The organism is Methylomonas sp. Uni0011 (assembly GCF_056850255.1).
The window spans coordinates 61795-85051 of the sequence record NZ_JBVVNO010000012.1 but is presented as its reverse complement, the minus strand read 5'-3'; the positions used below and the strand labels follow the sequence as shown (position 1 = coordinate 85051).

At 56.1% G+C, this 23257-nt stretch carries 19 protein-coding genes; 14 read left to right on the top strand and 5 right to left on the bottom strand.

Going from position 1 to position 23257, the window contains the following annotated elements:
* Positions 1-86: 86 nt before the first annotated feature.
* The 3 genes from AC0IM9_RS14125 to gap form a co-directional block, all read right to left on the bottom strand.
* Positions 87-1514: a tyrosinase family protein gene (locus AC0IM9_RS14125; RefSeq protein ID WP_482804435.1), complete on the bottom strand. Its 1428-nt coding sequence runs from the start codon at positions 1512-1514 to the stop codon at positions 87-89.
* A gap of 410 nt (positions 1515-1924) precedes the next feature.
* Entirely contained in the window at positions 1925-3358 is a 1434-nt protein-coding gene (gene pyk, locus AC0IM9_RS14120) for a pyruvate kinase (RefSeq protein ID WP_482804434.1), read from the bottom strand.
* 9 nt (positions 3359-3367) lie between these two features.
* On the bottom strand, positions 3368-4381 hold the full coding sequence (gap, locus tag AC0IM9_RS14115; protein WP_140912164.1) for a type I glyceraldehyde-3-phosphate dehydrogenase: 1014 nt from the start codon (positions 4379-4381) through the stop codon (positions 3368-3370).
* 190 nt (positions 4382-4571) lie between these two features.
* Between gap and ylqF the strand changes: the two genes are divergently transcribed.
* The 3 genes from ylqF (at position 4572) to AC0IM9_RS14100 (ending at position 8525) form a co-directional block, all read left to right on the top strand.
* Positions 4572-5480 carry a ribosome biogenesis GTPase YlqF gene (ylqF, locus tag AC0IM9_RS14110; protein ID WP_482804433.1) on the top strand — a complete coding sequence of 303 codons (909 nt, stop codon included), beginning with the start codon at positions 4572-4574 and terminating at the stop codon, positions 5478-5480.
* Between the two features lie 153 nt (positions 5481-5633).
* Entirely contained in the window at positions 5634-6275 is a 642-nt protein-coding gene (locus AC0IM9_RS14105; RefSeq protein WP_482804432.1) for a DUF2076 domain-containing protein, read from the top strand.
* A 258-nt stretch (positions 6276-6533) separates the two neighbouring features.
* Positions 6534-8525 (top strand): HAMP domain-containing methyl-accepting chemotaxis protein, encoded by a 1992-nt coding sequence (locus AC0IM9_RS14100; RefSeq protein ID WP_482804431.1) that lies wholly within the window; start codon positions 6534-6536, stop codon positions 8523-8525.
* A gap of 60 nt (positions 8526-8585) precedes the next feature.
* Here the strand turns inward: AC0IM9_RS14100 and AC0IM9_RS14095 are convergent, their stop codons facing one another.
* Positions 8586-12437: a DUF1631 family protein gene (locus AC0IM9_RS14095; RefSeq protein ID WP_140912160.1), complete on the bottom strand. Its 3852-nt coding sequence runs from the start codon at positions 12435-12437 to the stop codon at positions 8586-8588.
* Positions 12438-12867: 430 nt separating this feature from the next.
* On the opposite strand from AC0IM9_RS14095, the gene dusA reads away from it, so the two are divergent.
* Genes dusA through AC0IM9_RS14060 form a run of 7 tightly spaced genes read left to right on the top strand, consistent with a single transcriptional unit; the run spans position 12868 to position 19695 of the window.
* Positions 12868-13860, top strand: a complete 993-nt coding sequence (gene dusA / locus AC0IM9_RS14090; RefSeq protein WP_140912159.1) for a tRNA dihydrouridine(20/20a) synthase DusA — start codon at positions 12868-12870, stop codon at positions 13858-13860.
* A 39-nt stretch (positions 13861-13899) separates the two neighbouring features.
* Positions 13900-14445 (top strand): GTP cyclohydrolase I FolE, encoded by a 546-nt coding sequence (gene folE / locus AC0IM9_RS14085; RefSeq protein ID WP_140912158.1) that lies wholly within the window; start codon positions 13900-13902, stop codon positions 14443-14445.
* A 4-nt stretch (positions 14446-14449) separates the two neighbouring features.
* On the top strand, positions 14450-15427 hold the full coding sequence (gene hemH, locus AC0IM9_RS14080; RefSeq protein ID WP_482804430.1) for a ferrochelatase: 978 nt from the start codon (positions 14450-14452) through the stop codon (positions 15425-15427).
* A gap of 32 nt (positions 15428-15459) precedes the next feature.
* A complete protein-coding gene (locus AC0IM9_RS14075; protein WP_482804429.1) occupies positions 15460-17052 on the top strand; it encodes a MutS-related protein in 1593 nt (530 codons plus the stop codon).
* Complete coding sequence (gene purT, locus AC0IM9_RS14070; RefSeq protein ID WP_482804428.1) at positions 17049-18245, top strand: formate-dependent phosphoribosylglycinamide formyltransferase; 1197 nt, start codon at positions 17049-17051, stop codon at positions 18243-18245. Before AC0IM9_RS14075 ends, purT begins: the two co-directional genes overlap by 4 nt.
* A gap of 25 nt (positions 18246-18270) precedes the next feature.
* Positions 18271-18846: a lytic transglycosylase domain-containing protein gene (locus tag AC0IM9_RS14065; RefSeq protein WP_140912154.1), complete on the top strand. Its 576-nt coding sequence runs from the start codon at positions 18271-18273 to the stop codon at positions 18844-18846.
* Positions 18847-19695 carry an HDOD domain-containing protein gene (locus AC0IM9_RS14060; protein WP_482804427.1) on the top strand — a complete coding sequence of 283 codons (849 nt, stop codon included), beginning with the start codon at positions 18847-18849 and terminating at the stop codon, positions 19693-19695. It begins immediately after the preceding gene.
* On the opposite strand, the gene AC0IM9_RS14055 is transcribed toward AC0IM9_RS14060, so the two are convergent.
* Complete coding sequence (locus AC0IM9_RS14055; protein WP_140912152.1) at positions 19692-20294, bottom strand: Maf family protein; 603 nt, start codon at positions 20292-20294, stop codon at positions 19692-19694. The two genes, AC0IM9_RS14060 and AC0IM9_RS14055, sit on opposite strands and share 4 nt — an antisense overlap.
* A 57-nt stretch (positions 20295-20351) precedes the next feature.
* Here AC0IM9_RS14055 and AC0IM9_RS14050 point away from each other — a divergent pair, with 57 nt between their 5' ends.
* The 4 genes from AC0IM9_RS14050 (at position 20352) to AC0IM9_RS14035 (ending at position 23250) form a co-directional block, all read left to right on the top strand.
* Positions 20352-20870: a YceD family protein gene (locus AC0IM9_RS14050; RefSeq protein WP_482804426.1), complete on the top strand. Its 519-nt coding sequence runs from the start codon at positions 20352-20354 to the stop codon at positions 20868-20870.
* Position 20871: 1 nt separating this feature from the next.
* Positions 20872-21054: a 50S ribosomal protein L32 gene (gene rpmF, locus AC0IM9_RS14045; RefSeq protein ID WP_054763470.1), complete on the top strand. Its 183-nt coding sequence runs from the start codon at positions 20872-20874 to the stop codon at positions 21052-21054.
* Between the two features lie 202 nt (positions 21055-21256).
* Positions 21257-22285, top strand: coding sequence for a phosphate acyltransferase PlsX (gene plsX / locus AC0IM9_RS14040; protein ID WP_482804425.1), 1029 nt, complete (start codon positions 21257-21259; stop codon positions 22283-22285).
* A complete protein-coding gene (locus AC0IM9_RS14035; protein ID WP_482804424.1) occupies positions 22282-23250 on the top strand; it encodes a beta-ketoacyl-ACP synthase III in 969 nt (322 codons plus the stop codon). The genes plsX and AC0IM9_RS14035 overlap by 4 nt, the downstream gene beginning before the upstream one ends.
* The last annotated feature ends 7 nt before the right edge of the window (positions 23251-23257 follow it).

Sequence of the window (23257 nt, the reverse complement as noted above, 5' to 3'; positions counted from 1 at the left end):
CGGCAGAATTGATGCCGACGCCTGGTCAATTTTAGTTCGGAAGAAGCGTTAATTCCGGCATCGGTACCTTTCCAATTCCGCTCTCACTAGCGAGTCACCGAAATTCCGTAAGCCCCGGTACCGGTTGGACTGTAATGACGCACCCTAACGAAATACTGACCGGGCAGCAGGACCCGAACAATTTGCGAATTAGTGCCGGGTCCGCTATCGTCGTCTTGCGTCACAAAACTGGTTTGGCTGTTGGGTCCATACAGACTGATAAAGGTATCTGTCGAACCGGATGTCGTAATCGCATGTCTGACGGCAGCGGAAACCATAAAGGTATATACATCGCTTTCGTTCGCAGCGGCGATATTACCTTGCACCACCGGACCGTTGACCAAAATTTCCGGCAACCCAGGCGGTGGATTGGGCGATACATTGCCGCCCACTGCAATGCCGTATGGACCGGTGCCGCCAGCCTGATAATGGCGCACCTCGATAAAATAGGTACCTGCCGATAATTGGGTTTCGATTCGAGCATTGGTTTCAGGGCCGCTATCGTCGTCGCTGGTAACCAGATCGGTCTGATTGTTAGGCCCGAATAGCGACATGAATACATCGGTAGGCCCACTTGTTTCCAGCGTATAGATCCCGGCTGTCGGCGCCAAAAAGCGATACCAGTCGCGCTCGCTGGCGAGTCCGATATTGGCCGACCGCGAAGCCGCCCCCACCGTCAAATCGATAATTTGCTGAGGTTGCGCCAATTCGTCGTCGTAGCTGTATCCCAGGGTCGTATGGTTAATAACACTCCCCGGCGTCGGTGGCGACACTTCATTTTGCCAGGGCTCTAGCGGCGTGTTCAAATTGAAATTGACATCGCCTTGGAACGCTGCCTGATCGGGGTGTTGGCGTTGCCACAGCGCCCAAAGCCGGTCTACATTGCAATGCAAAAGAAAAAAGATCGGATCGTTGGGCGAACTGGCGGTACCCGCGGCACCGCCGACCGACGTATGCACCGTGTTATGGCTTTGGTTCTCCGCGTTGCGCACGAATACTCGATAAGGCACGCTAGCCAATACGGCACGCACTGTATTGGCAGTGGGTAACTGACTGAGTTGCAGGTCGCGAGTAAGTTCGACGGGATCGCTAGGGGAATCGCGCTCAGTCAACGGCCACCGACCGCTACCGAATGCGAACGGGCCGTTTTGCACTGCGCCGCCGCGCGGAACGCCGTTGCCGCCCATGAAATCATCATCCCAAAGACTCGAGTTGGCGTTGCGGTCGGTAGTCCAATCCCAATAGGGTAAGCTTACTGAGGCGTCAATAGCCTGCAGGTCAAGTTCAAGTCGCCGCAAAAACTCCCGGTGCCATGGCAAAAACAACACGCTGCTATGAATCCCACTGTTGAACAGCTCACGGTGATGACGCACATATCGGTCGTAGACGCCGTTAGCTTTGAGTTGCAAAAGAGCGGCAATGAAACGCGCCTTTTCGTCCGGCGTTAATGTGGTGTGATTTTTTCTGATACCCATGGCAGATCCTCCTCTGAGTAACTACGGTAAGCTCACATTTTGAGCATCGTCACTCTAAAACAATCGTCGCGACTTGTCATGGCACCCGCGTACCGGTACGAAAGTACCTGGTAAGTCTATGAACTTACAGCGCGATATTCGGTGGTTCGTGCCTCGGTCTGGCCAGTGAATAATTTGCCAAGCCGTAATGATTCGCCGAATTTATCCTGGAATCCCGGTCGGGCTAAGCTGATGGAAGCCAGAGGAGACGGGATCTTCGACACGTTCAGGGCAAACGGTATTTAAGTACGGAGTTAATGGCACATAGAATAACCCAAGCCCCCACACTCCCGCTCGCCGATCCCACAAACAAAAAACGCGGCGTCCGGCCGAAGCCGGAACGCCGCGTTTTGATTTAGGGCAAAAACCGATCAGTCTTCTACGGTGACCACTTTCAGCGAGTTGGTACCGCCTTGATGGCCGGTCGCGTCGCCTTTGGTGATGATGTAGGTATCGCCTTTGTTGACCACACCGCGGGTACGGAGCTTATCGATGATGGCTTTGTTGACTTCGGCTTTTTCCATCGATTCGCGGCTGAACGGAATCGGGAATACGCCGCGGTACAACGTCACCCGGCCCAGCGTTTTTTCGTGGCTGCTGAACGCGTAAATGGGGATATTGGAGTTGATCCGCGACATCCACAACGGGGTCGAGCCGGACTCGGTCAACGAGGCCACGCCGCTGATCTTGGTGTGGTTGGCCATGTACATCGCCGACATCGCGATGGCTTCGTCGATCGCCGAGAAGCTATCGGTCATGCGGTGATGTGAATGAGTCACGCTCGGTTGCTTTTCGGTCTCCCAGCAGATGCGCACCATGGCTTGCACGGTTTTCACCGGATGCTTGCCGGAAGCGGTTTCCGCCGACAGCATGATCGCATCGGTACCGTCGACAATCGCGTTGGCAACGTCGAACACCTCGGCGCGGGTCGGGATCGGATTTTCGATCATCGACTCCATCATCTGCGTTGCAGTAATCACGGCCCGGTTCAATTCGCGCGAACGTTTGATCAAGTGCTTTTGCGCCGCCGGCAAGTTGGCGTCGCCGATTTCCACACCCAAGTCGCCGCGGGCGACCATGATCGCGTCGGACGCCATGATGATCTCATCGATCACGTCCATCGCTTCGGCCCGTTCGATTTTCGCCACCAAACCGGCATAGGAGCCGGCCGCTTCCAACAAGGCACGGGCTTCGTGCATGTCGTCGGCGGTGCGCGGGAAGGAGATAGCCACATAATCGGCCTGAATCACCGCGATGGTTTTGATGTCTTCCTTGTCTTTTTCGGTCAACGCCGCCGCCGACAAACCACCGCCCAGCAGGTTGATGCCCTTGTTGTTGGACAAGTCGCCACCGACCACCACTTTGGTGTTGACGCGGGTGCCGTTCTCGACGTTGACCACGTCCAGCACCACCCGACCGTCGTCCAGCAGCAGGCGAGTGCCCGGCTTGACTTCGCGCGCCAGCGGTTCGTAGCTGATACCGACCTGAGTATGGTCGCCGTCGTATTTACCAAGATTGATGTCCAGGGCAAAGTCTTGGCCTTCGTCCAGCCAGACTTTGTTTTCCTTGAAACGCTCGATCCGGATTTTCGGGCCTTGCAGGTCGGCCAGAATACCGACCCTGCGGCCGGTTTTCTTGCTCAGTTCCCGCACGCGGTTGGCACGGTCGATATGATCCTGAGCGGAACCGTGCGAGAAATTCAAACGGACGACATCGATACCCGCGTCGAACAATTCCTCGAGTACGCCCGGCTTGTCCGTGGAGGGTCCCAGCGTCGCCAGGATTTTGGTTCTTCTTAACAGCATGTAATCCCTTTATTTGGCGTTATGCAGCGCAATGGTGGTGTCCAACATACGGTTGGAGAAACCCCACTCGTTGTCGTACCAGGACAAGACTTTAACGAAGTTACCGCCGGTCACTTTGGTCAAACCCGCTTCGTAAATCGATGAGTGCGGATTGTGGTTGAAATCGGAAGACACCAAAGGCTCATCGTTGATCGCCAAAATGCCTTTCAAAGAACCGTTAGCCGCTTCGCGCAGAATGCTGTCGATTTCTTCCTTGGTGGTGTTGCGCGAGGCCTGGAAGCACAAATCGACCACGGAGACGTTGATGGTCGGAACCCGCATCGCGAAACCGTCCAGTTTGCCTTTCATTTCCGGTAATACCAAACCCACTGCGGCAGCGGCGCCGGTTTTGGTCGGGATCATGGACTGGGTCGCAGAACGGGCACGGTGCAAATCGCTGTGGTAAACGTCGGTCAGCACTTGGTCGTTGGTGTACGAGTGGATCGTGGTCATCAAACCGTGGTCGACGCCGATGGTGTCCATCAACGGTTTAACCAGCGGTGCCAAGCAGTTGGTGGTGCAAGACGCGTTGGAAATCACGGTATCGGACGCTTTCAGGGTTTGGTGGTTGACGCCGTAAACCACGGTGGCGTCGACGTCGTTACCGCCTGGAGCGGAAATGATGACCTTTTTGGCGCCGGCAGAGATGTGCGCGGAGGCTTTGGCTTTGCTGGTAAAGAAACCGGTGCACTCGTGCACGACGTCGATGCCCAGTTCACCCCAAGGCAATTTAGCCGGATCGCGCTCGGCGAAAACCCGGATGCGGTCGCCGTTAACCACAATGTAATCGCCATCTACTGTCACATCAAACGGGAACTTGCCATGAACGGTGTCGTATTTGGTCAAATGCGCATTGGTTTTGGAATCGCCCAAATCGTTGATCGCAACCACTTGAATTTCGTTGGTGCGACCGGCCTCGTACAGTGCGCGCAGAACATTGCGACCGATACGGCCGTAACCGTTAATTGCAACTTTAATTGCCATAGAATTTTCTCCGGGATGATTGTGAAGGACTGGGGTTGAGATGTGCCGAAAGCACCAAAAATTCGGCAGATTGTAGCAAACCCTGGCAAACAACGTCTACCGCCGAGACCGGATTAGCGCCGCTCGCCGCTGCCGCACCTACGCAACTACGTTACAATTGCGCTCCATTCCCGACCGCAGACAACCGCTCATGCAAATCCAGTGGTACCCCGGCCATATGCACAAGGCCAGCAAAGAAATCAAATATGCGCTGCCTGAGATCGATCTGCTGATCGAAATCCTCGACGCCCGCATCCCTTACAGCAGTCAAAACCCGATGCTGGCCAGACTGCGCGGCAGCAAACCCTGTATCCGGGTATTGAACAAAACCGACCTGGCCGATCCGGAACTGACCAAGCAGTGGCAGGCGTATCTGGAACGCGAGCAAGCGGTGAAAACCCTGGCGGTAACCACGCAACAACCCGACAAAATCAAACAGATCATAGACCTGTGCGGCAAAATGCTACCGGACAAAACCGCCGCCGGCAAAGTGGTCAGAACCATGATCATGGGCATCCCGAATGTCGGCAAATCGACCATCATCAACGTGCTGGCCGGCAGGACCATCGCCAAGACCGGCAACGAGCCGGCCGTGACCAAACAGCAACAACGCATCAACCTGGGCAAGAATATCGTGCTGTCCGACACGCCGGGCGTGCTGTGGCCTAACGTCGAGAACCGGCACAGCGGTTACCGGCTGGCCGCCACCGGTGCCGTCAAGGATACCGCGTTCGAACACGCCGATATTGCTTTGTATACGCTGGATTACCTGCGTCGTGTGTATCCGGAACTAATGCGCCAACGCTATCGAATGGAAACCCTAGGGGAAGAATCGCAGGCCTTGCTGGAAGCGATAGGTGCCAAACGCGGCTGCTTGCGCGCCGGCGGCATCGTCGAACTGGACAAGGCGGCCAAACTACTGCTGACCGAGTTGCGTGCCGGCACCATAGGCCGAATCACATTGGAAACCTCGGAGATGATAGAAGCCGAAATGACTGAACTGGCCGCTATCCGGGCCGAAAAAGCCGCCGAGCGCGAAGCGCGCCGGCAACGCTCCTGACCGGGACCTGCGCCGAGCCGGGCCGCCGTCCACGGTTTAAGCGTTGAAAATCGGCGCACCTTGCCCCATATCGTTTCGGAACCTTTAAGCCACCCCTGAAGTCTGCAGCGCAACCGCTAAGCGGCCAATATTCTCAAAGACGGAGCCATTCGAATGAATCCTCAAGAACGCGATCAACTCAACCTGTTCTTAAAGCAATTGACCGAGGCCAGAATCAGCGCCAAAGATGCGGAAGCCGCACAGTTGATTGCCGATAGCGTCGCCAAACAACCCGATGCCGCCTACCTGCTGGTGCAACGAGCCATGTTACTGGAACAAGCATTGAACAGCGCCAAAAGCCAGATCGCCGACCTGCAACAGCAACTGCAAAATAGCGCCGCGGCGGCACCGCGCGGCGGATTTTTGAGCAACGATCCGTGGGCGCCAGCACCGGCTGCCGGCGGCGTACCCGGCGCCGGCAATTACCAAATTCCGCGCAACGCGCCGATGCCGCCACAAGCCAGCGCGTTCGGCGGCGGCTCGAGCTTTCTGGGCAACATCGCCACCACTGCCGCCGGCGTCGTCGCCGGATCGTTTCTATATCAAGGCATCGAAAGCCTATTGGGCCACCACGGCGGCGGCCAATCGCTGTGGAGCCAACCCTCGCACGATAGCTTGGCGGAACCGACGGTCATCAACAACTACTACGGCGACGAGGCGATTGCCGCCGCGACCGCGGACGAGCCGAACGATTATGCCAGCGACGGATCGAACGACTTCGATACCGCCGGCTCCGACGACTCCGACTGGATTTAACCCATGCACTGGCCCGAGCCGAAACCTTGAAGTATCGGCCCGGGCCAGCGCGTCAGCCACCTGCCAAGCCCCAAAACCACTAGCGCCAACCTCGCTCCGTCCTCAACTCCCAGCAAGGCGGAGGCTCGCTGTGACTGAGCGCGTCACCGCCTTACTTCCCCAAAAATATGGTCTACACTTTCGAAAAACCGGCGCAAGCCGGCGAATTGTCTAGCCTAGCAGCCGTCTGATACGCCTTCAACCTTTGGAAAATCTTTAATGCAACTAACCATACGGAACAAATTGATCGCCAGCTTTTCGGCTCTGGTCCTGATCTTAGTCATATTCGGGCTGTTAGCCTGGATCTATATCGGCCGGTTGGGATCAAGTCTCGACGAAATCGCAGAATGGAAGGTGCCGGCCGTTAAACTGGCCGTCGACGTGCACGCCGGCGCCTACGACGCGACGATAGAACAGCTCAATTACCTGCTCTACGAACGCGAGGAAACCTATACCCGCGCCAAGCAGGTGTTGAACACCATGGACGATAACCTGAACAAAGTCGACAGGATAGGCAACACCTTCTCCGATAAAGCCTTGTTGGAACAATCGGCGTCGGTGCGCAACAATGTCAAAGATTTCCGCGAGTTATACGATAACGGCGTCGCCGCATTGAAAAACAATCGGCAAGCGGTCGACACCATGGTCAACAGCGGCAGAGCGGTACTGGCCGAAGCCGACGCCTTTGCCGAAAAGCAAGAAACGGAATATGCCAAACTGTTGGAAAACGGCGCCAGCCAGACCGAACTGAACGGCAAGGTACAAAAATACATTCTGGTCAACCGCATCAAGTCGCTGGCGCAGACCATCATTCAACACGAAAAGGAAGAACGGCTGTACAAGGACCGCCAGTATTACCAACAAATGCAGCAGGAATTACCGGCATTGATGGTGTTGTACGACAAACTCGCCGCAATTACGCCCGAACCGACCGAACACGAACGCATCGATAAAGCTCGGGCCGAAACCGCAAAATACCAAAACGCCGCGGCGCAATGGATCGACAACGACACCCGCCTGAAACAAATCGTCGCCAAAATGGACCAAATCGCCGCCAGCGCCCGGCAATCGGCCGCCGCCGCGGAACAGGACGGCTGGAGTAAAGCTCAGGAAATCGCCGGCAAAACCGTGGCTCTGGTCGGCCAGGCCAATACCATCATCGTGGTGTGTCTGATCTTGGGCATTGTCATCGGCGTCGGGATGGCGTTCACCGTGCCGACTAACATAGTCAATTCGATCAATGCGCTCAGCAAATTCGCCAAAGCCTTCGGCACCGGCAACCTCACCGTCCGCACCCGATTCTCGCCCAGCGACGAAATCGGCGTCATGGCGCAAGACTTCGACCACGCCGCAGAAAGTATTCACAAAATTGTCGGCAAGGTCAGCGGCTACTCGCAAACCTTACAACGGAATGCCGAAGTACTGCTGCGGGCCGTAGAGAACAACTCAGCCGGGGCTCAGTCGCAAAAAGAATATATCGAACAGGTTGCGTCGGCCATGACGGAAATGGCTGCTGCGGTGCAAGCGGTGGCCCGCAATGCTTCGCAGGCGGCCGGAGCCGCGGCGGAAACCGACCGCCAAGCCCGCGCCGGGCAGACCGTAGTGCAGCAGGCAGTCGGCTCGATAAACGCACTGGCCCGAGAAATTGCCGATGCGGCGGGAACGGTCAGCAATCTGGAAAACCACGTCAACGACATCAGCAGCATTCTGGATGTGATTCGCAGCGTTTCCGAACAAACCAATCTGCTGGCGCTGAACGCGGCGATTGAAGCGGCCCGCGCCGGAGAACACGGCCGCGGCTTCGCCGTGGTCGCCGACGAAGTACGTACGCTGGCCAGCCGCACGCAGTCATCGACCAGCGAAATCCAGAGCATGATAGAAAAGCTGCAATCAGGCTCGAAACAAGCCGTCGTCGCGATGAATGCCAGCCGAACACTGGCCGAACAGAGCGTGGAAAAAGCTCAGGCATCGGGTCAGGCCCTGGGCGCAATTACCCAGTCGGTGGCGACCATCAGCACGATGAACACCCAGATCGCCACCTCTGCCGAGCAACAAAATGCGGTGACCGAGGAAGTCAGCCATACCGTGATCAAGATCACCGAGATCGCCGAAACCGGCGTCGATACCGCAAGGGCCTCGCTGAAATCCGGCATAGAATTGACCGATCTGGCCAAGGAACTGGAACAAGCGGTGTCGCAATTCAAGGTATAAGCCCGAACTACCGGCCGCGACAGGGTTCCGCCGGCCGGTAACTGGCGGATTTCACAGCGATCAAAATCCCCAAAATTCGACGTTTTCGAACGAAAACGACTCGCTGGGCGGCAGCTTTTCGCTCAATTCCAGCAGCCGGATCGGCTTTTCGATGCCGTAGCCCTGGCAAAAGTCCACCCCTATCCCTTTCAATAGCGTCCTGATTTCGTCGTTCTCGACGTATTCGGCGATAGTTTGCAAGCCCATGGAATGAGCAATTTCGTTCATCGACTTGACAATGGCAACGTCGGCCTTGTTGTTATGCATGTCTTTGACAAAAGCGCCGTCTATCTTCAGATAATCGACGTTGAGATTTTTCAGGTAGGAATAGGACGAGTATCCGGAACCGAAATCGTCGAGCGAAAATTTACAGCCGAACTGTTTGATCGCGCCGATAAATTTCTTGGTAAATCCCAAATTTTCCGCCGCCACGGTTTCAGTGATTTCGAACGTGATTTTTTCGCAAGGTACGCTGCCTGCCGCCAACACCGATTTCAGAAACTCCAGAAAATCCTCACTATTGATCGACTGCCCGGACAGATTGATCGAGAAACCGTCGATTCTATTGAATAACTCGCGATTGTTACCGATCCAGTCGAATACATTGCTGACCACCCATTGATCGATTTCCGGCATGCGCTGACAACGTTCCACCGCAGGGATGAAATGGTCGGGGGCAATGACGTTGCCGTCCTCGCCGGTGACGCCAAGCAATATCTCGTAATGCAAATGGCTGGCGGTGACGGGATCGGTGCCTGCGATCATCTGGCAACGGGCAAACAAACGGTTTTCGGCAAAAACTTTGTCGATCCGGCCGATCCATTCGTGCAGTTTTTCCTGATAACGCAAATTCTCGTCGTCGCTGGAAAACACCAATACATTGTTCGGCCCTGAGCGTTCGGCCGACATGCTGGCTGAATCCGCCCGCCGCAGCAATTCCTGTACGTCGTAGCATTCGGCGGCGAACGGCACCAAACCCAGGCTGACGCTGATCGAAAAGCTGCTTTCCTGCCATTGAAAATGTGCCTCGTTAACCACTTTCACCAGCTTACGCGCCGACGCCAAACCCTCCGCCGCGGAACAGTTTTTGAACAAAATCGCGAACGATTCATCGCCCAACCGCGCCAGCAAATCGTTGTGTTCGACGTGTTGCGATAACGTTGCCGCCAAACTCTTCAACAATTGCTCGACCCCGGCAGTGCCGCAAATATTGGCGATCACCCGCAAATCCAAGACTTCCATATGACACAGCATATGGTGGGCTTCACCGATTCTGGCGGTCTCGTTTTTGAGCTGCTTACTGAACTCGTCCCTGGTAAACAGTTCGGTCACCGGATCGTGCGTGGCATTGAACAGCAGTTTTTCATGCATCTTCTGCAGCATCAAATTGGTCGTTCTGTCGACCAAGGGCGAATCCAGACTTTCCATTTTTATGGCTTCGCCTTTACGCATCAGGTCGGCCAGCTCCTCCCGGCTCAACTCCAATTTATTCAGCCCGTCTCGATTAACGAACACATACAATTGCAACAAATCACCGACCCACACCAATTTCATCGATTCGAAGCCTTGGCCGTCGCGCAGCAAGGTAAACCAATCGCCAACACTGAGCTGCTCGACCTGCGCCATCCAGGCGTCTTCCTTGAGCGGGCGTTCTTTATGACTTCCGGTATCGGCCGGCGGAATTCTGACCGTCTCGACCGGTTTGCGTACCTTCGGGTCGCCGCTACCCAGCAACAACGCGGTCAATTCATCGACCACACTGTCCAGTAAAAACACGTTGGTACATACCGAGGTCAACTGCTCCTTGACGTAATCCAGCGTGGTCTGGATCGTCGCCGCCTGAATTTTCAGCATCGAATCCTGTTCGAACAGCCAGAACAATAGATCGTCGAACACCTTCAAATAGGTGCGTTTTTCCTCGGGTTTACGTTCGCAGTTCAATTCGGCGATCAGCAGCAGGTGTTGCCAGCCGTATTGCAATAATTCCGGGATGACTTTAGGCACCACCCGGCCGGCAATACGCTTGTCGATTTCGTCCTGTACCGAATGCCGGGCCTTTTCCAGCTTCTGTTGGCCTTCGTAAGTTTCTATGATGCGTTTGACATTGGTATCGACCGATCGGGTCACTTGCCGGGTAAGTTCGCCCAACTCGCGCTCGGCTTGCTTGAAGACCTCGGGGTTGGTTTGAGATTCGCTATTGATCCGGGCAACAATATCGTCTACCGCGGTTTTAATATTGATATTTTTTACCACCCGATTACTTTTGACCGCCGGCTCCAATACCGACAATTGGTTCAAAATGCTTTTTACCGGATGTAAATCGGCGTTTAAAAAATCGTCGCCGCGCAATGCCAGAGACAGTAAAGGCAAGTGGATACGTTCCAGCGCCGGTTTGATCTCGGACTCGGGCGCCACGTCGTTGAACAAGGTTTCGAAAAACCGGCCATAGAGATCGAGATGTTGCATATCGGACGCGGAAATCGATTTCGCCCCCAGCCCCAAGCCGCTCAGCGTATCCTGCAAGCGCTTTTTCAGCAGCGACGCATCCCAGTGCAACTTGGGTTCTCCGGCCAGATTTTCCTGCAACCGGGCGATGGCCGTGGCAATTTCATCGCGGTCGAACAGCGCCGCGGCCGACGCCTGGCGCGCGGTCGCGGCAGGTGCGGCAAGCTCGGGATAGTCGATGCCGGTCTCGGTCAACAAATCCAGCAACGTCGCCGCGACCTGGCCTAGCGGCCGCCGTTCCCGAGTGTCGCCGCCTCCCGTTACCTGACTCAATTCAGTGGGCGTTTGCTGTTCGCCGAGCCCTGAGCGGTCGGCGACGTTCCCTCCGCCTAGCCCCCTGGATTTGCCGATATCGCTCCAATGCGGCTGCCGCGGAGTTCTCTTGTCCGCAGATTGGTTCCGCGACAAAAACATGTAAGTTTTCTGGTAAACGCCGTTCAAGTCATTGAATAGCACCTTGCCGAATGCGCTATAGACCAGACTATTGATTTTCCGCGTCAAATCCAGCTGGATCACCAACTCGCGAAAACTGTCGCACAACACCGCTGGGCTGAGGGGGTTAACGACGCCACTCTCGCTGAAACCGAATATCCGGCCGATCTCGCCGGCGACCAGATTGATTTGCTCGTCGTAATGGTTAGCCAGCTTTCTGATGATCAACGACATATTCAGCCAGTCTTCGAAGTCCTCTTTCTCGACCAGGGAAAGCACGTTGTAGTCGGGAATCAAACGCTCTTTATCGGGCTCGTTCCGGGCAATGCCGTCGACATGGGACAATACCGAAGTACAGAATTCGCTTATAAATGTTTCCCGCCCGGTTTTCAATACCGTGATTAAATCGTCGAGCATCGACTGATTGGTAAAGCATTCGCTGTATTGACTGGAGTCGGCGATATAGTTGCCCACCATCTCGTAATAGTGGTTCAGCACCGGCGGCAGGTTTTCGATCAAGAACACCTTGAACAGATTTCTCAACTTCTCCTGATCCAACTTACCCGGCTGGTTCAGGTTTCCGGGTGCCAACAACGCATTCAATGGCGCGCTGGCATATTTTTTCAATGCATTAAACGTATCCCGCGGCATATCCTCGACCGCGACGCCGATGCCACCGCCGGCAACATGTAAGGCGCGGGCATCGATCCGATATTTCTCGCCGTTGACCGCCGAATCCAGGGAAAACTGGATTTTCACCGCTTTGTCCAATGGTATTTGCTCGGGCGCCTTCAGCGCCAAGAAAAATCCGCCCAAGCAAAAATCCAAAATCACTGCGTCGAACTGCAAACGGTTATCGACCACCAACACGGCTTCCAGCTCGATCGGATAGCGAATGTACCTGCGCTGTTTTTGTTTATTAATGTTGGTAGGCATGTAAAGCGAAAATTGAAATTCTATCGATCGCGAAAATCCGCCGCGGGGATCGAACAAGATCGACTTGGGCAGCCCGTCCGGGCTGACTGCACCAGGTACCGGACTCGAGCGATACTGGACCAGCCGGGGTAAAGCGTCTAACAAGGGCGCTAACTCTAAAATCGAATACTACATCAGCTCTCCGGAACGCACAAATGGGGGCAAAGCCGCACAAAAACGCCTCCTCATGGCTAAGCCTAAAGACTTAACCCTGCACCACAAGTGGGCCCATCGCTCCGTCATGCATCGATCTTAACCCAAAATATCCCGTATCTCCTGTGTACAATAATAGTCGGTAGCCGCAGGAATGCCTTTGTAAAAATTTAGCCGAAACGACCCCGCCGCCCGCTGGAGCAAACCCTGATTCCAGCCGAAATTAACCAAACACAGTATGACAAATACCCCGTCCGTCCCGCCGCCGTTTGCGGCATCCCGGTTCAGCGTCGCGCCGATGTTGGACTGGACCGATCGCCATTGCCGTTATTTTCACCGCTTATTAAGCCGGCATGCTCTGCTGTATAGCGAAATGGTGACCACCGGCGCAATATTGCAAGGTAATGCCGAACGGCATTTGCAATTCGACGCAGCCGAACACCCGGTTGCCTTGCAATTGGGCGGCAGCAATCCACAGGAACTGGCGCAATGCGCCAAAATTGGCGCCCGCTATGGCTATGATGAAATCAATCTAAACGTCGGCTGCCCCAGCGACCGGGTGCAAAACGGCCGCTTCGGCGCCTGCCTGATGGCCGAACCGCAACTGGTCGCCGACTGTGTCGCGGCCATGCGCGATGCGGTTTCGATTCCGGTGACGGTCAAATCCCGCATCGGCATCGACGACCGCGACTCCTATACCGAATTGGTCGATTTCATCGCGACAGTCGCCCGTGCCGGATGTAAAACCTTCATCGTCCATGCCCGCAAGGCTTGGCTGTCCGGGCTGTCTCCGAAAGAAAACCGCGAGATTCCGCCCTTGCGTTATGACGTGGTGTTCCAGTTGAAGCAAGATTTTCCGGAACTTGAGATTGTGATAAATGGTGGCATTAATACTCTGGATGCGGCCGAAGCCTTATTGAGCCAAGTCGACGGCATCATGCTCGGCCGCGAGGTTTACCATAACCCGTTCCTGCTGGTGCAGGTCGACGCTCGGATTTTCCGGGATGAACGGCCGCTACCCAGCCGGCAGCAGATCGTGATGGCGATGCAGGATTACATAGAACAGCAAATTCGGTCAGGCCAACGTCTGCATAACATCACCCGGCACATGCTCGGCTTGTTCCACGGCGTGGACGGGGCCCGGGCCTGGCGCCGGCATCTGAGCGAGAATGCCGGCAAACCCGGCGCCGGTTTTGAGGTGATTTTGGACGCTCTGGCATTTACTTTTTGATCCTGTATACTCACGGCATTTTTTTACCCAGGGGCGGCGATGGAAGAATATTTCTCCAAAATCATTCAGGCAATAGGCGAAGACGTGAACCGGGAAGGTTTGCGCGATACGCCGAAACGGGCCGCGAAAGCCTTTAAGTTCCTGAACAACGGTTACGAAAAAAACCTGGACGACGTCTTGAACGGGGCCATTTTTCAAGCCGATACCGAAGACATGGTCATCGTCAAGGACATCGAACTGTATTCGCTGTGCGAACACCATCTGCTGCCCTTCATCGGCAAATGCCACATCGGTTACCTGCCGCAAGGCAAGGTACTGGGCTTGTCGAAATTGGCGCGCATCGTCGACATGTACGCCCGCCGGCTACAGATCCAGGAACAACTGACCCGGCAAATCGCCGACGCGGTGGAAACCGCTATCGACGCCCGCGGCGTCGCGGTCGTGATCGAAGCTAAACATCTATGCATGATGATGCGCGGCGTCGAAAAACAAAACTCGGTGATGACCACCTCGGTGATGAGCGGCATTTTCCGCCAGGAAATCAGCACCCGCTCCGAGTTCCTCAATCTGATCAACCGAAAATAGCCCGATGAGCGAAACTCCTGCCAACAAAACCGGCGTCTTGCTGGTCAATCTCGGTTCGCCGGCTTCGCCGAAAACCGGAGACGTCAGGCGTTTCCTGCGCGAGTTCCTGGGCGACCCACGGGTCGTCAACCTGCCGCGGCCGCTGTGGTGGCTGATATTGAATCTGTTCGTGCTGCCGTTTCGGCCGCGCAAATCCGCCCATGCCTACCAATCGATCTGGACCGAGCAAGGTTCGCCGCTGATCGTGTTCAGCCAGCAATTGACCGAAAAACTGAAAGCGCGTTACGGCGGACCGTCGCTAGCCATCGACTGCGCGATGCGCTACGGCAAACCGGCCTTGCGGGACAAATTAAGGGATCTGAAAAAACAAGGCGTCACCGAAATCGTGGTATTACCGCTCTACCCCCAGTATTCGTCGACTACCACGGCCTCGATTTTCGACATCGTCGCCGACGAATTCGTCGACTGGCGGCATATGCCCGGCCTGCGTTTTATCAGCGATTTTCACCAGCACCCGGCTTATATCACTGCTGTCGCCGAGTCGGTGCAACAGCATTGGCAGGAAAATGGCCAAGCGCAATTGCTGGTAATGTCCTTTCACGGTTTGCCGGCCAAATTGACCGAATGGGGCGACCCTTACTATTACCAATGCCAAACCAGCGCCCGCTTGATTGCCGAGCAATTGGGCCTGACCGAAACGCAATGGAAACTGGTGTTTCAGTCCCGATTCGGTCGTGCGGAATGGTTGAAACCCTATTGCGTAGAAGTGCTGGAGGAATTACCCAAACAAGGTATCCGCCAAATTGACATGATCTGTCCCGGATTTTCGGTAGACTGCCTGGAAACGCTGGAAGAAATCGCAATCGCCAATCGCGAACTGTTTCTGGAAGCCGGCGGCGAAAGCTACCGCTACATTCCGTGCCTGAACGACAGCGACGCCCACGTCGAGCTGATGCTAGAGTTAATAAGAACCGCACGCTGACGTTGCGGCCGATAAAAAACGGGGGAGGCAGCATGCAACAGAACATTCTACAAAGCTGGAACGGCGAATGGCCGAAGGCCCGCTCTACCGAACCGCTGGCAACCGGTGCCGGAGTGATCGACCCGGGCGCCTTCAATACGATCGAGGTCGACGAACTGTTCGACAACGTCAATTACGCCAGCACCCTGGCCGGCCAAGCCGTACTCTACCGTTCGCTGGCTCAGCCCATGAACGACCGCGAAGCCATTGCCGCCAAACAGGACGCCGCGCGCGAAATTCGCGACAACCCTGCCGTCCGGGAAAACATCGAAAACATTGTGGCCAATGCCGCCGCCGGCGAAAACCGCTTGTATCTGCTGCTGTTCGGCGAATTCCTGGGCGGTTTCGGCACCGCCCGCGAAGACAATCAGATCGAGGGCTACGGCTACAAACAATATGTGCGCGGGATTCGCGTGGTGCTGAATCTGGTCGGCGCCATTTACAATTCCGGCCGGCCGCAAAGCCCTTATCTGCAAAGCGTATTCGACAAAATCGGTAATTTCGCCCAAAGCAACGAATACTCGCTGATGGTCGGCCCGGTCTACAACAGCGAAAAAGGCCTGCAAAGCAAGGAACAACGTAAAAACTCGTTTGCTCCGGCCACGATTTTCCGGCCCACACTATTCAAACCGTTACTGATCGCAATGTTGGTTGCCGCAATTTGGGGCTTGACCCGGATTTTCCCCAGCGACATGTTCCAGGTCACCCGCGACGGCCTGTCTGTAGCCTCGGTATTCTTCCTGCCGTTGGCCTTGGCTTACATTCCGGTGGTCGGCGGCTACGACCGCGACAACTGCATCATTCCGCTACGCGAGATCTACAAAAACTCTGCCGCGCTCGGCGAATTGCTGGACGGCCTGGGTCAGCTCGACGAACTGTTAGCCTTTATCAAGTATGCCGAGAACTACGGCAGCGAAACCGTATTGCCCGAGTTGACCGCGGGAGACCGCCACTCGATTGAATTGCACGACGCGAAGAATCCGGTGCTCGGCCACAAAAATCCAAACTACGTCGGCAACGATTTCAGCATGAGCGAGGAACGGCTGGTCTGCGTCACCGGGCCGAATAGCGGCGGTAAAACCGCATTCTGCAAAACCGTCACTCAAATTCAATTGCTGGCCCAAATCGGCTGCTACGTGCCGGCCCGGGCCGCCAAACTGAGCGTAGCGGATCGGATTTTTTACCAGGCGCCGGAAATCAGCCATCTCGACGACGGCGAAGGCCGCTTCGGCACCGAGTTGAAACGCACCCGCGACATTTTCCTGGCAGCCAGCAGCAACAGCCTGGTCGTGCTTGACGAAATGGCGGAAGGCACTACTTTTGAAGAGAAAATGCAATCGTCGATCGACGTGCTGGACGGCTTTTACCGCAAAGGGAACAGCACCATCCTGATTACGCATAACCACCAATTGGTCGACGTGTTCGTCAATCGCCGGGTGGCGACGCCGAAACAAGTGGAATTCGCCGACGACATGCCGACCTTCAAGCTGATCGACGGCATTTCCCGCGTCAGCCATGCCGATCGGGTAGCAAAGAAAATCGGCTTTTCCAAACAAGATATCGATAACTATCTAGCCAATTCATGAACATAGGTACCCCCGACACTGCCACCGCCACCAAAGCCCTGCTGCTCGGTAGCGGCGAACTGGGTAAGGAAATCGCGATCTCGCTGCAGCGTTACGGGGTGGAAGTGATAGCGGTCGACCGCTACCCCGGCGCCCCGGCAATGCAGGTGGCCCACCGCCGCCATGTGATCGACATGACCGATGCCGCGGCGGTCAAGGCCTTGATCGCGCAGGAGCAACCGCACTTCATCGTGCCGGAACTGGAAGCGATCGCCACCGATGCACTAGCCGAAATTGAGCGAACCGGGCACACCACGGTGGTACCAAATGCCCGCGCCATCCAATTGACGATGAACCGGGAAGGCATCCGCCAACTGGCAGCCGCGGAATTGGGCTTGCCTACCTCGAAATACGCCTTTGCCGAATCCTTCGAGCAATTGCAAGCCGCCGTGGATAGCGGCATCGGTTACCCTTGTTTCGTCAAACCGACCATGTCCTCATCGGGCAAGGGCCAGTCGATGGTGAAAAGCGCAGACCAATTGCAAGCGGCTTGGGATTACGCCAAAGCCGGCGGCCGCACCGATACCGGCAAAGTCATCGTCGAAGCCAAAATCGACTTCGACTTCGAGATCACCTTATTGACGGTACGGGCGCTGGATGCGGAAGGCCGGGTGCAGACTTATTTTTGCGAACCGATCGGCCACCGTCAGGAACACGGTGACTACCGGGAGAGCTGGCAACCGCAAGCCATGAGCGAAAATGCCATCGCGCTGGCGCAACAAATCGCCGGCAAAGTCACCGATGCCTTGGGCGGACTCGGCCTGTTCGGTGTGGAACTGTTCGTCGCCGGCGACCAAGTCTGGTTCAGTGAAGTCAGCCCGCGGCCGCACGATACCGGCATGGTCACAATGGCCAGCCAACGCCAGAGCGAATTCGATCTGCATGCCCGGGCGATTTTGGGTTTACCGGTCAATACAGCGCTGGACAGAACCGCTGCCAGCGCCGTGATTCTGGGCGGCATCGACGCCAAAGCGGTTAGCTACCAGGGATTAGAGCGAGCCTTGGCAATACCGGATACCGATGTCCGCCTGTTCGGCAAACCGGAAGCCTTCGCCGCCCGGCGCATGGGCGTCGCGTTGGCGACCGGCGAGACGGTCGAAGCGGCGCGGGCCAAGGCCGTACAGGCCGCCAGCTCGGTCGCGGTTCAGCAATGATCTGATATTTCGGGAGGGTAACGCGATGAAACGCCTGCTGATCGCCATCTTATCCTTCGCGCCAATCGCCGACTCCGGGGCGGATATCTATAAATACGTGGACCCGGACGGCCGGGTTTATTACACCGACGAGCCGAAAAAAGGCTTCGATTACCGCCTGATCATCCGCACCCGGCCGCGCACCTATAGCCGCGACTTGAAGTACATGTCCGGCAACAAACTCAAATTCAACGATTTGATTGCCAAAGCCGCAGCCAAACACCAAATGGACCCGAAACTGCTGCACGCCGTAATTCAAGCGGAATCGGCCTACAACCCGCACGCAGTATCTTCTGCCGGCGCAGTGGGCTTGATGCAGTTGATGCCTGACACCGCCCGTCGCTACGGCGTAACCGACCGGCGCGACGCCGAACAGAACGTCGACGGCGGCACCCGTTATTTGAAAGACCTGCTGGCCATGTTCAACTCGAATTTGACCTTGGCCGTAGCCGGTTACAACGCCGGCGAGGGTGCGGTGATGAAATACGGCAACGCCGTGCCGCCCTACCCGGAAACCCGCAACTACGTACAGCACGTACTGTCGCTATATCGGAAAAGCTGAGTGAAGGTCGCCGCAATCAGGCAACTGGTCGCCGACGCGACAAACCTGTTCTCGTTGCCCGACATCTATTTCCAACTGAATGAAATGATCCGGGACTCGCGGTATTCGCCAGCCGATATCGGCGCGGTGATCGCAAAAGACCCCGTACTTGCGGCGCGGCTGCTACGCGTCGTCAATAGTCCTTTCTACGGCTTCCAGGCCCGGATAGACACATTGTCGCGAGCCATTACCGTAATCGGCGTCGACGACCTGTACAGCCTGGTCGTGGCAACCTGCATCGCCGACCGGTTCCGGCAAATACCGGGCGAATTGGTGGACATGGCCAGTTTCTGGCGCCGCAGCATCCATTGTGCGATTTTGGTGCGGGCCTTGGCCAAGCGCTGCGCGGTTTTGCACGCCGAACGGCTGTTTATCGCCGGCCTGCTGCACGATATCGGCTCGCTGCTGCTCTATCACCGCTTGGCGGAACCCAGCCGCCAGGCGCTGCTGGCCGCCAACGGCGACCGCCGTTTGGTTCCCGGCCTCGAACAAGCCCTGCTCGGCTTCACCCATGCCGAGGTTGGCCGCGAATTATTGAAGAACTGGGGCCTGCCCGAATCCCTGTACGAGACAGTAGGCTGTTACCTGGAACCGGAGCAAGCTTTACTGCATAAGCTGGACTCGCACCTACTGCACATTGCTTGCCGGCTGGCCGACTGCAAATCGGCCACCGAACGTCAAGCCACTGCGACCGGTTTTGCGAAGCAAACGCTGGTCTTGGTCCGAATCAGCCGTGAACAGATTCTGGAAATCGCCGACCAAGTCGACCAGGACTTAGCGCAAATGCTGGATTTATTCAGCCCGCCCTAACCCGCCGCCGGGTTCAGCACGTCGACACCGAATTTCTTCAGCAAACCGGCCAATTTAATCAAGGGCAGGCCAACCAAGGCATTCGGATCTTCGCCGCAAATTTTATCGAACAAGGCGATACCCAGGGATTCGGATTTGAAGCTGCCGGCGCAATCGTAGGGACGGTCGATGTCCAAGTAATATTCGATCTGCTGCAGGCTTAAGGATTTGAAGTGCACCTCACACTCGACCAGATCGGTAAAATACTGTCCGCTGGCGCTATCCAATACGCAAAGCCCGGTGTAGAAAGACACCACTCTGCCCGATTGGCGCTGCAGTTGGGCAACTGCCCGCTCCCGATTCCCCGGCTTTCCCAGGATTTCGCCGTCGAACGCTGCCACCTGGTCGGAGCCGATCACCAGATGTGCGGGATGGATACTGCCAACTGCCAGCGCTTTTTCGACGGATAAACGCAGTGCCAAATCCGTTGGCGGCTCGTTCGGCCGGGGCGTTTCGTCGACGTTCGCCGGGCAACAATTGAAGTCGACAGCCAATTTTTTCAATAGCTCTCGACGGTACGCGGAGCTGGATGCCAGCACGATGGAACTAGTCTCGGTCATGGAATAGCAAGTTGTCAGTTTGACGCAACAGTCTGATATCTGTATGATTGTACAGTTATGTCAGATAAGTTTCCCGACCATATTGATCCTCTGCTGTTCGCTGAAAGACGTAGCGTATTGGCCGGAGAATTGAATATCGCTACGCTCGAACGCTTGACCGATAGCGTAGTTGACCGTAGCGGTGTCTTGGCCGTCCGCATCGAGTTCGGCAAAGAGGGTAAACGGGTTACCGTGTCCGGCCATATAGGGGGCGACCTCCAATTGGAGTGTCAATCCTGCCTGCAGGCGCTGGCATGGCCTGTAGATATCAGCTTTAAATTGTCTGTTGTGTCTTCGCTACAGGAAGCCAAGCAACTGGACGATTCCGAGCCGTTAATGCTGGACGGCGATACGATTTCGTTAACCGCCTTGGTCGAGGACGAAATTCTACTGGCGTTGCCGGATTATCCGCGACACCCGTTCGACTGCATCGAACGCAACCGTTCCGAAGACGCCGAATACGGCGCGACCGATAGTCAGATCAAGGCGAATAACCCTTTTTCTGTTTTAGCAAAACTTAAAAAAACTGGAGATTGAAATGGCAGTACAAAAGAGCAAAGTATCGCGTTCCAGACGCGGTCAACGTCGTTCACACGATGCATTGGTCGGCAAAACCCTGGCCCAGGACCCATTGACCGGCGAAACCCATCTGCGCCACCACATGACACCCGACGGTTATTTCAAAGGCCGTCAAATCGTCGGCGCACACGAAGAAGATTAATCGTAGCGTTCCGCCGGGTATCTACCCGCGCCGGATTTATACCGAATAAACCGCTCCGGTCCGCGAACCGGGACCGGCGCTTTCGGTCTCGGCGGCCGGGAAGACAAACGGCGCATTTCGGCAGCACGATAGTCTCTGGGTAAAGCCAACTTGTTGTTCGGCAACAGTTGGCTTCTTTTAACTTATGGGGTTAGTCATAAGCGTGAGCTCAACTCTCTCAATCGACGCCATGGGCGGGGATTTCGGTCCGCAAGTAACGGTTCCCGCCTCTCTGGCCTGTTTAAGAAAAAATCCGGATCTGAATCTCATCATGGTTGGCGACGAGGCGGTTCTGCGCAAACTGCTGGAACCGGCGCTTGCCGAATTTGCCGGCCGGATCAGCATTCAACACGCCTCACAAGTCGTGGAAATGGACGAAACGCCGCAAAAAGCGCTGAAGAACAAAAAAGATTCTTCGATGCGGGTAGCGATCAACCTGGTCCAGGAAGGCAAAGCCGACGCTTGCGTCAGCGCCGGCAACACCGGAGCCCTGATGGCAACCGCCCGTTTCGTGCTGAAAATGATCCCCGGTATCGATCGTCCCGCGATTATTTCCACCCTGCCTTCGACCTTCGGCCATACCCACATGCTGGACTTGGGCGGCAACGTCGATTCCAGCGCCGAACATCTCTATCAATTCGCCGTGATGGGCGAGGAAGTCGTCAAAGCGGTGGAGAACATCGAGCGGCCGCGTATCGGCTTGCTGAATATTGGCGAGGAAGACATGAAAGGCAACGAGCAAGTCAAAGCTGCCGCCAAATTACTGGAAAATTCCTCGCTAAATTACATCGGCTACGTGGAAGGTAACTCGATCAACGCCGGCAACGTCAAAGTCGATTTGATCGTCACCGACGGCTTCGTCGGCAATGTCGCCTTAAAATCGATCGAAGGCGCCGCAAAAATGATCGGTTCCAAATTGAAAGATAGTTTCTCGAAAAACTGGCTGACCAAACTGGCCGGTCTGGCGGCCTACCCGGTTCTGAAACAATTCAAAGACAGCATCGATCCGCGCCTCTACAACGGCGCCAGCTTCATCGGCTTGCGCGGACTGGTGATCAAAAGCCACGGCGGCGCCGACGCCCTGGCCTTCGAGACTGCCATTCATCTGGCCGAACTGGAAGTGGCGCAAGGCGTTATCCGTAAAATCAGCGAAAAACTGGAAGTCGCGCTCGCGCAGAAGGTCGCCTCATGAGCCGCTGGACCAAGGTAATCGGCACCGGCGGCTATCTGCCGCCGATCGTCCGCACCAACGACGATATCTCCAACATGGTCGACACCTCCGACAGCTGGATTTACGAACGTACCGGCATCAAAAGCCGCCGCATCGCCGGCCCGGAGGAAACGGCCTCCAGTATGGCCGAAATCGCCGCCCGCCAGGCCATAGCCATGGCCGGTATCTCTGCCGCAGACATCGACATGATCGTCGTCGCCACCGGCACGCCGGAGCGGGTCTATCCCAGCACCGCCTGCCTGCTGCAGGAACGACTGGGCATCAAACACTGCGTCGGCTTCGATATCCAGGCCGCCTGCTCCGGTTCGGTTTACGGCCTTAGCATCGCCGACCAATACATCAAAACCGGCTTCGCCAAAAACGTCCTGGTGGTCGGTAGCGAAATCTGCTCACGGATTGTCGACTGGAGCGACCGCAGCACTTGCATTCTATTCGGCGACGGCGCCGGCGCGATCCTGCTGACGGCCAGCGCTGAGCCCGGCATATTGTCCACTCATATTCACTCCGACGGCGGTTACGAAGACCTGTTGTATTGCCCAAACCCGCAAGTGGCAGCCGAAGCCAAACAGCAAGAGCCGGCCTTCATCAGTATGCGCGGTAACGAAGTGTTCAAAGTTGCGGTCAACACGCTGGGCCGGATTGTCGATGAAACCTTGGCCGCAAACGGCTTGCAGCAAAGCGATATCGACTGGCTGGTGCCCCATCAGGCCAATACCCGCATCATAGCCGCCACCGCGAAAAAACTCGGCATGTCGATGGATCAAGTGATTCTGACCTTGGAAAACCAGGGCAATACCTCCTCGGCATCGGTGCTACTCGCCTTTAACGAAGGCGTGCGCGACGGCCGCATCCAACGCGGCCAGACCGTGCTGATGGAAGCATTCGGCGCCGGTTTCACCTGGGGCTCCGCATTACTGAGGTACTAACGATGAC